Genomic DNA, 11,841 nt, shown 5'->3' with positions numbered 1-11,841 from the left:
TTGTACTCCTGTTTATATATCAAGGTTGCTCACGGAGAGGGCATTTTCTTCGATAAACTCTCTCCGCGGTGCAACGTGTTCACCCATAAGTGTGGTAAAGACCGAATCTGCCTCCACGGCATCCTCCAGGCGAACTTGCATGATACTCCGCGTCTCGGGATTCATCGTGGTATCCCAGAGCTGATCGGGATTCATCTCACCCAAACCCTTATAGCGCTGTATCCCGATCTTTCCCTCGTCGGCACCCTTCTCCCGGGTTATCTCTTCGATGATTCGGGCCCGTTCCGCCTCGTTATAAGCGTAGGCTACCATTTTTCCGTAGCTTATCTTGTAGAGAGGGGGCATGGCGATATAGACGTATCCCGCCTCGATCAGCTGCGGCATGTAGCGGAAAAAGAAGGTGAGCAGAAGCGTCCTGATGTGAGAACCATCCACATCGGCGTCAGCCATGATGAAGACCTTATGGTAGCGCACCTTGGTAATATCGAACTCGTTTCCGACTCCCGCTCCCAGAGACGCGATGATCGGCTGGAGCTTTTCGTTGGCGAGAACCTTATCGATTCGGGTCTTCTCAACGTTCAGCATCTTTCCCCAGAGGGGAAGAATCGCCTGAAACTCCCGATCCCTTCCCTGCTTCGCGCTTCCTCCCGCAGAGTCTCCCTCGACAATGTAAACCTCAGCGAGTTCGGGGTTTCGCTCGCTGCAGTCGGCGAGTTTTCCGGGCAGCCCCGAGCTTTCCAGAAAGCTCTTGCGTCGGGTCAGATCCCTGGCACGCCTCGCGGCCTGGCGTGCCTTCGCCGCGAGAACGCTCTTCTCGAGAATAGCCTCGATAATCTTCGGGTTCTCATCAAAATAGGCCGTGAGATTCTCGTTGACCAGACTCTCCACGATGCCCCGAACCTCGCTGTTCCCCAGTTTTGCCTTGGTCTGCCCCTCAAACTGCGGGTTCATCACCTTCACGGAGATAACAGCCGTGAGCCCCTCGCGGACATCATCGCCACTGAAGCTCTCATCCATTTTTTTTGCGAACTTCGACCGCTTCAGGTAGTCGTTAAAGGTCCGCGTAAGGGCACCGCGAAAACCCGTCACGTGGGTTCCCCCCTCGCGGGTATTGATGTTGTTCACAAAGGCAAAGAGAATCTCGTTGAAGCCGTCGTTGTATTCCATGGAAATTTCGACTTCCACCTCATCCCGGGACGCTTCAAACCAGATCGGTTCGGACTGGATCATGGTCTTGTTTTTGTTCAGGTACTGAACAAATTCCTTGAGCCCTCCGTCAAACTTGAAATCGTGACTCTTGATCTGGGGAAGCCGTCTATCCTCGATGGTGATCCGAATACCCTTGTTCAGGAAGGCAAGTTCGCGCAACCGGTGAGACAGAACATCAAAACTGAAGGTCACGGTCTCAAAGATCTGATCGTCGGGCTTGAAGGTAACCTTGGTTCCGGTGAGGCGGGTTTCCCCAATGGACTCCACCTGCTTTGTGGCTATGCCCCGCTCGTAGCGCTGGTGCCAGATACGATTATCCCGGTAGACCTCTACCTCGAGCCATTCCGACAGGGCGTTCACCACGGAGACACCGACCCCGTGGAGACCTCCCGAGACCTTGTAGGTGTCCTTGTCGAACTTTCCACCCGCGTGAAGGCGGGTCATGACGATTTCGAGGGCACTCACGTTTTCTCCGGCGTGATGATCAACGGGAATCCCCCGTCCATCATCCACAACGGTGATCACGTTGTTTTTCTCTATGACCACGGCAATCGTCTCACAGTGGCCAGCCAGAGCCTCGTCGATGCTGTTGTCGACAACCTCGTATACCAGGTGATGCAGTCCCTCTGATCCGGTACTGCCGATATACATTCCAGGCCGCTTACGGACTGGATCCAGACCCGTCAGGATCTGAATATTTTCTGCAGAATAGTTTCCAGGCATGTTTTTCCTTCGCGAAGTCCCGCCATTATACGGACTTATGGGGTAAACGTAAACCACCGGATATTATCCACAATCCATACACCGGGAAGTGGACAAGATGTGGATAATTTGTGGATCTCATTGTGGAAAAAGCCGACTCTTTTTTATAATACCTTCAAATACCACAGTTGTAGGGTAAAATCCGGGAAAAACCCCGTCCAACCCACTGGAAACGTTCTCTCCCTATGGTATTATGGGCTTCATCATTGGGGATAAATAGTGTACCAATATGTGGATAATATGTGGATAATTTGGGGTTAGCATGAGCGAATGGCAAGGTAACAGAGTATTCTGGGACGAAGCGCTGAAAATAATACAACAGCAGATTTCCGAACAGGAATACGTAATGTGGTTCCAGCAAATTGAATATACCGAATCCGATGAAGATTCCATAACCGTCACCGTTCCTTCATCATTTTACCGGGACCAGGTGAAACAGCGGTATCTCGATCTTATCATGAAGACCCTGAGAGAACTCTCGGGGCGATCGTTTCAGATTCATTTCAGTATTACAAAGACCGAACTTGTTCAGGAAAAATCCCGTCAGGACTCATCGGAAGACCTTCCGGAAACACCCGGAGGACCCTCAGCGAGAGAAAGGGAAAAAAAACCGGGGAATACCCTTCCCGCCCCGGGGCTGAACGAAGAATATACTTTTACAAACTTTGTTGTAGGCGACAATAATCGCTTCGCTGCGAATGCAGCGATTGCAATCGCAAAAAACCCCGGAACAACCTATAACCCCTGCCTTATCTACGGCGGTGTAGGTCTGGGAAAAACTCATCTCCTCCAGTCGATCGGAAACGCCGTCTGGCAGGAGAAAGACGAGGCAAAGATCGTCTATGTAACAGCCGAGGATTTTACCAACGAGTTCATACGATCGATCCAGGAAAACAAGACTCACCTCTTCAAGAACAAATACCGCAAGGCAGATGTTCTCCTCATCGACGACATTCACTTTCTTCAGAAGAAACACGAAACCCAGGAAGAACTCTTCCATACCTTTAACGCGCTCTTCGATGCGAAAAAGCAGATGATCTTCACCTCGGACCGTCCCGTGAGTGAAATCAAGGATATTACCGAACGACTTCAGAATCGTTTCACCCGGGGTCTGACCGTTGATCTTCAGCCTCCCCAAATGGAAACAGCCGTGGCTATTCTGAAAAAGAAGGCCGAGAAACAGGGCGTCTATGTGGCGAACGATGTAATCAACCTGATCTGCCAGAAAATAACCACCAACGTTCGCGATCTGGAAGCTGCTCTTACACGGATCATCGCCTACGCAGAACTGGTGAATAAGGAAGTCTCTCTGGAGGTTGCCCAGCGGCAGCTCAAGGATTTTTTCTCGAGCCCCACCCAAAACAACATTACCGTAGACATCATACAGCGGGTTGTGGCCGATTATTTCAATCTCTCCTCCAACGAGCTGAAGGGAAAGAAACGGACACGCCAGGTGGCCTTTCCCCGGCAAATGGCCATGTACATCACCCGGGAGATAACCGAAGCTTCCATGACCGATGTGGGGCTCGAATTTGGAGGGCGGGACCACACAACGGTGATGCACGCCTGTCAGCGAATTAGCAGTCGCATGAGAACGGACCCCACCATCGAAGATATCATCCAAACCCTGATCCGGAAGATAAAAGAGGAGGGCAGTCGGGCCTGATAACCGGGGAGTTTCCTCGGGATAACCGGGGGAAAACCTCACCCGCTGTGGAAAAGGGGATAAACCCGGGATAACCATGACCGGGTTATCCCCCTCTTAAGAACAGGTGGTGTATGAGATTGAGGGGGTTTTCCACAAATCCACAGTCTCTGCTATTACTACTACTGTTATATATATATACTCCCCATGGGGAAAGGAGTTCTGGAAAGTGAAGTTCACCGTAGAAAAAGACCTGATCCTTCGCGAGGTACAGATCGCGCAGGAGATCATTGCATCCCGCTCAAACATGTCAATTCTCTCCAACGTTCTGTTGCACGCAGCCGAGGGAGAACTTATCGTTCGCGCCACTGACCTCAAGGTCAGTTTTGAGACACGAATACCCGTGGTTGTCACGGAACCGGGTATAACCACGGTATTCTGTGACAAGCTTCAGGGTATTTTGCGCTCCCTTCCGGAGGGCGAAATAGAGTTCGAGCAGGGGTCGGCCGCCACGGGGGAAAATTTTGTTATTCGCCCGAAGTTCAAGGAGATCGATTTTCGTCTTCGCAGTATTCCTGCAGACAAGTTTCCCGAACTCCAGACCCATATCGATTCGGGGTATTTTGATTTTCCCCAGGCAGATTTTGCTGAAATGGTTACCCAAACAGCCTTTGCTGTTTCTGACGATGAAACCAGGTTTTTCATGAACGGGGTTTATCTGGAAACTGCCGAGGACAAGCTGATCATGGTCGCCACCGATGGTCGCCGGTTATCTCTCATATCTCACGAGATACCCGAAGGTCTCGAACACTTCGAAGGCGTTATCATTCCTCCTAAGGTTCTCAATCTTGTTCGTCGGCTTTCAACAGGCGAGGGAACCCTTCAGATGGCAATTGCCGACAAGCACATCTTTTTTGCCTTTGAAAACCATTATATCTCCTCTTCCCTCATTGAGGGGCAGTTTCCAAATTATCGCCGTGTTATCCCCGAAACGCAGCACTACAGCATCCAGCTGGAAAAAGCTGTTTTTTCCGAGGCACTCAAAAGGGTTGCCCTGATGGTAGAAAAATCGAGAAGAATCTATCTTGATATTTCGGCGGGTCAAATTCAGATTCGCAGCGAAGAGAGCGAGGTCGGCGTAGCGCGCGAAAGCGTCGCTGTTGATTTTGAGGGACCCGATACCACGATTGCCCTGAATTATATGTATCTCGTGGATCCTCTTCGTGTGATCAACACCGATACCATATCGATTCATTTCACAGAACCCAACAAGGCGCTCACAATTTACTCGGAACCCCTTGACCGGTATTATCACATTGTAATGCCCATGCAGCTCCAGTAAGGGACTATAAACGATTGTGGGGTTTGAATGGGTTCGATTGTTTCATTTTCGGAACTTGCACGATGGAACGATCGATATTTCCGCTCCTCAGGTATTTCTGAGAGGTGAAAATGGTCAAGGAAAGAGCAATTTTCTTGAGACCCTGTATTATTTGAGTTATGGGGGAAGTTTTCGTACTCGCTATGACCAGGAGGTATGTCGTCACGGGGAGGAAGAAATGTCCCTGGGCGGCTCCTTTACCTCCCGGGAGGATCGTTTTCGCATAGAGGTTCGTTACGAGGAACAGCGGAAAACAATTTATCGCGATGGAAAGGCGATACAGGATCGGAGAGACATGGTTTCCCTGATCCCGACGGTTCTCTTTCGTCACGATGATATGGTCTTTGTCAAGGGATCTCCCGAAAAACAGCGATGGTTCATAGATCAGACCCTGAGTATGAACTATCCCCTCTATATCGATGATCTTCGAAGATACCGAAAAATACTGAAAAACAGAAATCAGCTTCTAAAAGACCAAAAATACGATATTATTCCTGTATATAACCATCATCTCGCTGAGGCGGGACTTTCCCTTCAACGCCGACGAGCTGAAGTTTTACACTCCTTCAACGATGTTTTTTCCCAGGAATTTCGCTACATTGCGGATCTTCCCGAGGATCTTACCCTGGAATATCAGGAAAGCTGGACGGGGTGTGAGACAACGGAAGCTGTTCTTGCCTGTCTGGAAAAAAACCAGTATCGCGAAAGAGCTCTTCGTACAACGACGAGTGGCCCCCATCGGGACAAGTTTTTATTTCGCTACGGTTCCCGGGATTTTTTGTCCCTCGCCTCTACAGGGCAAATACGACTTGTTTCGCTTATTCTTCGTGTTGCCCAGGCGAAGTTTTTTTTGAAAGAAACAGGACGCAAGCCTCTTTTGCTTCTCGATGATGTTCTGCTGGAGCTGGATCCTCTTCGGCGTGAGCGGTTTGTTTCCAGGCTTCCTCCTGCGGAGCAGAGGATCTTTACCTTCCTCCCCGGGAATAGCCTTCAGGACTACCGTACCGATGAGACGATGGTATATACTATCGCCGATGGAAGGTTTCAACGAGAGTAGCGCTCGCGAGCTGGTTCTTCGGCTGGTGAATTCCCTGGGAGCGAAGGACGAGAAGGGAATAGTTCCCTTCGTTGCAGCCTGGCCCCGGATAGCAGGGACCGACTTCGCTGCCCATTCCCGCGTTCTCGATGTGCGGAACGGATCTGTCCGTATCGGCGTTGATCACCCCGGGTGGCTCCAGCGGATGCACATGGAGCAAAGAAAAATTGTTGCGTCAATTCAACGGAAATTTCCCGATCTCGGGGTGAAGACTCTCCATTTTACGATTGTGTCGTCCCTGGAGGGCGAGGTAACAGATTTTTCCCCCCCGAAAGAATCGGGCCAGAGATCTTCCCCGGAAGAGATTCGGCCGGAAGAGACTGGGGAAACGAACCAGGAAGGGCTGGGTAGTGCCCAAAATGATCATGATTTCATGAGTCATCTCAGGGGACTTGAAGAGGCCTTGCGGAAACGGGACGATTCGCGTTGACATGGGGCGATCACGGCCGTTATACTGCGCGCCTGTTACGAACTGACGAGGAGAATACCCCATGAAGCGAACCTATCAACCGAGTCGCGTCAAACGTAACCGAAAATTCGGCTTCCGGGCCCGCATGAAGACCGCTGCAGGACGGCTTGTCCTCAAGCGGCGGCGTGCCAAGGGACGAAAGAAACTTTCGGTTGCAGATGAGAAAAAACCTTACTAAGGCGGAAATTCTTCGGAAAAAACCGGAGATTTCAATTGTTTTTGCCAGTAAGGTCGTGTATCGCACGCAGGGGCTCCATCTTCGGATTGTCGAAAATGATCTGGGATGGAGCCGTGTTTTATTCACTACGCCCCGGATGTTCCGGGGAGCGGTAGCCCGAAATCGGGCACGGCGACATGTACGCGAAGCATACCGGCTGATAAAAGGGCAGTTACGGGGCCATTACGATATGGTCTTTGTCCTGTATCCCGGATTGTATGAGTTTTCCGACCGGTTTTCGCAGGTAGAATCCCTGCTTCACCGGGCGGAAGCGATTCCTCAGAGCTAAGGAACAATAATGGAAAAGAACACCCTTCTTGCGGTTGTTCTGTCGGTCATAGTTATCACGATTGGTTTCACGGTACAGAACATTCTGTACCCGCCGGAACCCGTATCACTTGCAGAGACCACAGATGCAGGAACCGCAGAACGAATCGATTCCCGGGATGCCGAGTCGCCGTCGCGACCGGAAGGTGAAAGCGGGCAGGAACAGCTGCCACGGGAAGGGGTTGCTCCCTCGGAACGCCCCGTTCCGGGCAATCCTGTACGAGAAGTTCCCAGGGAGGGAATTTCGGGCGATCCCGTAACCTACCAAAACGAGACCATGCGTGTAGTCTTTGATCCCGCAGGAGCACGAATTATTTCTCTCCAGCTTCTTTCCTACACCGACGGTGAGGGGCCGGTGGAGATGATCAAGCGGGGCGGAACCGATCGGGGTGCCCTGGAGTTTCACTTTGGGAACGAGACAGCTCCCCCCGTGAGGACTCTCTTTGAGAAAGTTCCCTCCGATGATCAGCATACCCTGGTGTTTCGTCGGGATTTTTATATCGAGGGAACTCCCGGTCAGCCCTTCGAAGTGAAACGAACCTTCCGGTTTTACCCCGGGGAATATGTAATCGAAACAGCCGTGGAGATAACAAACTCCGTAAACCAGGTAATTCCCCTGGATTACGCCGGGTCTTCCTACACCATCTCCTTTGGTCCCCAAATTGGTCCTTCCTACGCCGAACTGGACGGAAGGAACGAATACCGGAAATTTTTCTACTACGACGGGGGAAGACGGCGCGAATTACGGTTGCGCACCGAGGATCGAAGCCAGAAAGAGGAGCGCCTCCACTGGGCCTCGATCGCGGGCAAGTATTTCGCTGTTATCGCTGTTCCCGGATCTGCCAACTACACCTGGACCTTCTCCAACGAGACACCACGTGGTCTTGACGACGGGGCGGCCATGTATCTTTCCCGGCCTCTTTTCAGAAGTTCTGCAAACCGCGATGTGCAGAGATTTTATGTGGGGCCAAAAGTTACGAGTATCCTGAATCGTTACGACCGATCGGACAGTAACGCCCTGGGTCTGCAGAACATGAACTTCGGCCGCATCGAGGATCGGCGTCTTCTTTTCGGCTGGTTGGAGAATATCCTGAAGTTTGCCATGCAGGTCATCTACCGGTTTGTTCCCAATTACGGCGCTGCCATCATTATTCTCACTATTATCGTGAAAATTCTCCTCTTTCCCCTTACGCACAAAAGCTTCGAGAGCACCAGCAAGATGCAGCTTCTGAATCCGAAGATTCAGGAGTTACGGGAAAAGCACAAAGATAATCCCCAGAAAATGAACCAGGCCATGGGCGAGCTCTACAAAAAGGAGGGTGTAAATCCTCTTGGGGGATGTCTGCCGATGCTGGTGCAGTTTCCCTTTTTCATCGCCATGTTCGGTGTCTTCAACAACCACTTCGATCTGCGTGGAGCCACCTTCATTGCGGGGTGGATCACCGATCTCTCGGCGCCTGAATCGATCTGGAATTTTGGGGATTTTGTTCTCCCTCTTCTGGGCTGGAACGATTTGCGTTTGTTGCCGATATTATTTGTTGCAAGTCAGCTGTTATCGAGTAAACTAATGCAGAACCCCGCTGCGGGAACCAGTAACAGTCAGATGAAAATGATGCAGTACGGTTTACCGCTGATGTTCTTTTTCATCCTCTACAATATGCCGAGCGGGTTGCTGGTCTACTGGATTTTTTCGAACGTTCTCACGGTAGGGCAGCAGGCGTACATCACAAGGAAGCGAAAACACCAGGCAACGGAGTAGATAATGGTACAAGAATTTGAAGGGCGCACCGAGCAGGACGCGATCGACGCTGCTGTGGAGGCGCTTGGCCTCGAGGCGCACGAGTTTGAGGTGGAGATCGTCTCGACCCGGAGCGGCGGACTCTTTGGACGAAACAAGGCAGTTCGTATTGCTGTGCACTACGCCGGCACGGAAGACTCACGGGAGACGGAAAAGAAAAGCGATGCTCCCCGGCAGCGGGCAGCCGGTAGTACCCGTGCCACAGGAGAGGCGCTGCACCCCGAGACTGATTTTGAGCACGCCGTGGTTGATTTTGTTACCACCGTTACGGAAAAAATGGGATTTCCCTCAAAGGTTTCGATTTCCTTTCGGGAACCGCAAAAACTTGGAATCCGGCTCGAGTCGGAGCATACGAACATTTTGATCGGACGCAAGGGAAAAAATCTGGATGCCCTGCAGCTTTTGGCAAATGTTCTTTCCGGGCGGTTTGTTGATTCCGAGATAAAGGTTATTCTTGATACCGAAGGGTATCGGGGACGCCGGGAAGAGCAGTTGATCCAGCTTGCCCACAAGGTGGGGGACCAGGTAAAGCGGACGCGCGGAAGCAAACTACTCGAACCGATGAATCCCTTTGAACGTCGCTTGATACACACCACGTTGAACGATATTGCCGATATTGGTACCGAAAGCGAAGGTGAAGGGCTCTACAAGCAGGTCCGAATTTTCTATCGAGGGAGCAAGTAGGGTTTTCACGCAAAAGCAATTATTGTGGAATTGTTGTGGATAACTTTTGGATACCTTCACGGATATCCCTGAAGAAGGCGCAAAAGGGCCCCACAATTTCTGCAAGAATAGAAAAATCAGCGAAATATTTGTGATATTTTGATGTATTCTCCCCCCCCGGGGGAGGAGTTATTTGTCCACGGAATGTGGATAAGTTGTGGAAAACGATAGGAGACCTACATGACCTTCGACGAGACGGTACGGTACCAGGACAGCCACGAATGGGTTCGGTCCGAGGGAGAGACAGCACGGATCGGCATTTCCGATTATGCCCAGGATGAACTGGGGGATGTGGTCTTTGTTGAGCTTCCCGAAGCGGGAACTTCCCTCAAGAAGGGGCAGCCTCTGGGGGTCGTGGAGAGCGTGAAGGCAGCGAGCGACCTGTACATGCCCGTAAGCGGTACCGTGGTATCCTGCAATGAGGCGCTGAAGGATGCTCCCGAAACGATCAACCAGGATCCTTTTGGCGCAGGCTGGATCATTACGGTGAAACTCGATGATCCCGCTGAGATGGAAGCGCTCATGGACAGTGTAGCCTACAAGAACTATACCGAGGGTTTGAAGGACTAGTCTTTCCCCAGACCCTCCTGACTCTGTGAGCGGGCACATCCTTGTTCGGTTGACTGCAGGAGGGTATTGTTTTACGCTTCTTCTGTATCGAACAAGGAGACTATATGAAAAGGTCACCCCTTTCCCCGGCGGATTATCATGTCCGCGATCTCTCTCTGGCCGAATGGGGGCGAAAAGAGCTCACCATCGCCGAACACGAGATGCCCGGACTCATGGCTACCCGGGAAAAGTACGGCCCCCTGAAACCTCTTGCAGGTGTTCGGATCACGGGGTCCCTCCATATGACGGTGCAGACAGCGGTTCTCGTGGAGACCCTGGCGGAGCTCGGCGCCGATCTTCGATGGGCCAGTTGTAATATCTTTTCCACCCAGGATCACGCCGCTGCAGCCGTTGTGGTGGGACCTCCCCAGGCGGGAGGATCCCCCGACGAGCCCCGGGGCGTTCCCGTGTTTGCCTTCAAGGGCGAGACGCTGGAGGAGTATTGGGAGATGACCCTGAAGGCGCTTTCCTTTCCCGGGGAGGGTGATACCGGAGAGGGGAGCGCTTCCCCGGCCAGAGGCCCGCAGCTTATCGTCGACGACGGAGGCGATGCCACGCTTTTGCTTCACAAGGGTGTGCAGATGGAAGCGGGTGATGCCTGGGTCGAGGGTCCGGCGGAGAGCCACGAGGAGGGCGTGATCAAGGCCCTTCTCAAGCGGGTTCACCAGGAAGATTCCGGTTTTTTCCGCCGTCTGGTTTCCCAGTGGTGCGGAGTGAGCGAGGAGACAACCACCGGGGTCCACCGGTTATACCGGATGGCCCAGGAAGGAACGCTCCTGGTTCCGGCGATCAACGTAAACGACAGCGTTACCAAGAGCAAGTTTGACAACCTCTATGGATGCCGCGAGAGCCTGATCGACGGAATCAAGCGGGGAACCGATGTGATGATCGCCGGAAAGGTTGCTGTGGTCTGTGGTTACGGTGATGTGGGCAAGGGTTGCGCCCAGAGTCTCCGGAATCAGGGAGCCCGGGTGATCGTAACGGAGATCGATCCTATTTGTGCACTCCAGGCCTCCATGGAAGGCTACGAGGTAAAACGGCTGGAGACGGTTCTTTCCCGGGGGGATATTTTTGTAACCACCACGGGAAACCGGGACATCATAACCCTGGAGCACCTGCAGGGAATGAAAGACCAGGCTATTGTAGCGAATATCGGGCACTTCGATAACGAGATTCAGGTGGAACGCCTGAACGCCTCGAGCGGTGTGGTCCGGGAAAATATCAAGCCCCAGGTCGACAAATACACCTGGGAAGACGGTCAGGACGATGCGGGAAACACCATCAAGGCCCATTCGATCTATCTTCTGAGCGAGGGGCGGCTGGTGAATTTGGGGAACGCCACGGGACACCCGAGTTTTGTCATGAGCAACAGTTTTACCAACCAGGTTCTGGCGCAGCTCGACCTGTGGAACCACCGGGAGGACTACAAGCCCGGTGTCCGAGTTCTTGACAAACTTCTCGATGAGGAGGTTGCCCGGTTACACCTGGACAAGCTGGGTGTTGAACTCACCAGACTGACGCCGGAACAGGCTGAGTACATCGGTGTTTCCCCTACGGGGCCCTTCAAGCCCGAGGCCTACCGGTACTGATCGAAGGAGCAAAAAG

The 11,841-nt window shown here is 52.3% G+C and carries 11 protein-coding genes; 10 read left to right on the top strand and 1 reads right to left on the bottom strand.

The genetic code is table 11. The annotated features are described in order from the left end of the window. Positions 1-12: 12 nt before the first annotated feature. Positions 13-1,932 (bottom strand): DNA topoisomerase (ATP-hydrolyzing) subunit B, encoded by a 1,920-nt coding sequence (gene gyrB, locus B071_RS0110290; RefSeq protein WP_018527011.1) that lies wholly within the window; start codon positions 1,930-1,932, stop codon positions 13-15. Between the two features lie 301 nt (positions 1,933-2,233). Between gyrB and dnaA the strand changes: the two genes are divergently transcribed. The 10 genes from dnaA (at position 2,234) to ahcY (ending at position 11,825) form a co-directional block, all read left to right on the top strand. Beyond that, complete coding sequence (gene dnaA, locus B071_RS0110285; RefSeq protein WP_026245152.1) at positions 2,234-3,637, top strand: chromosomal replication initiator protein DnaA; 1,404 nt, start codon at positions 2,234-2,236, stop codon at positions 3,635-3,637. Positions 3,638-3,845: 208 nt separating this feature from the next. Beyond that, positions 3,846-4,958, top strand: a complete 1,113-nt coding sequence (gene dnaN / locus B071_RS0110280; RefSeq protein ID WP_018527009.1) for a DNA polymerase III subunit beta — start codon at positions 3,846-3,848, stop codon at positions 4,956-4,958. A gap of 16 nt (positions 4,959-4,974) precedes the next feature. Then, a complete protein-coding gene (gene recF, locus B071_RS0110275) occupies positions 4,975-6,054 on the top strand; it encodes a DNA replication/repair protein RecF (protein WP_026245151.1) in 1,080 nt (359 codons plus the stop codon). Then, positions 6,032-6,523 carry a DciA family protein gene (locus B071_RS0110270; RefSeq protein WP_018527007.1) on the top strand — a complete coding sequence of 164 codons (492 nt, stop codon included), beginning with the start codon at positions 6,032-6,034 and terminating at the stop codon, positions 6,521-6,523. The genes recF and B071_RS0110270 overlap by 23 nt, the downstream gene beginning before the upstream one ends. Positions 6,524-6,584: 61 nt before the next feature. Beyond that, entirely contained in the window at positions 6,585-6,740 is a 156-nt protein-coding gene (gene rpmH / locus B071_RS19240) for a 50S ribosomal protein L34 (RefSeq protein WP_083914835.1), read from the top strand. Beyond that, positions 6,721-7,068 carry a ribonuclease P protein component gene (gene rnpA / locus B071_RS17070; RefSeq protein ID WP_018527006.1) on the top strand — a complete coding sequence of 116 codons (348 nt, stop codon included), beginning with the start codon at positions 6,721-6,723 and terminating at the stop codon, positions 7,066-7,068. The genes rpmH and rnpA overlap by 20 nt, the downstream gene beginning before the upstream one ends. A 9-nt stretch (positions 7,069-7,077) precedes the next feature. Continuing rightward, on the top strand, positions 7,078-8,865 hold the full coding sequence (gene yidC, locus B071_RS0110260; protein ID WP_018527005.1) for a membrane protein insertase YidC: 1,788 nt from the start codon (positions 7,078-7,080) through the stop codon (positions 8,863-8,865). A 3-nt stretch (positions 8,866-8,868) separates the two neighbouring features. Further along, positions 8,869-9,588, top strand: coding sequence for an RNA-binding cell elongation regulator Jag/EloR (gene jag / locus B071_RS0110255; protein ID WP_018527004.1), 720 nt, complete (start codon positions 8,869-8,871; stop codon positions 9,586-9,588). 219 nt (positions 9,589-9,807) lie between these two features. Continuing rightward, positions 9,808-10,197, top strand: coding sequence for a glycine cleavage system protein GcvH (gene gcvH / locus B071_RS0110250; protein ID WP_018527003.1), 390 nt, complete (start codon positions 9,808-9,810; stop codon positions 10,195-10,197). Positions 10,198-10,301: 104 nt separating this feature from the next. Further along, the gene (gene ahcY, locus B071_RS0110245; protein WP_018527002.1) at positions 10,302-11,825 is read left to right on the top strand and encodes an adenosylhomocysteinase; all 1,524 of its coding nucleotides are present in this window, start codon (positions 10,302-10,304) and stop codon (positions 11,823-11,825) included. Positions 11,826-11,841: the final 16 nt, after the last annotated feature.

The sequence above is a fragment of the Alkalispirochaeta alkalica DSM 8900 genome, from assembly GCF_000373545.1.
GTDB classification, from domain to species: Bacteria; Spirochaetota; Spirochaetia; order DSM-27196; family Alkalispirochaetaceae; genus Alkalispirochaeta; species Alkalispirochaeta alkalica.
This window is presented reverse-complemented; position numbering and strand designations above follow the sequence as displayed.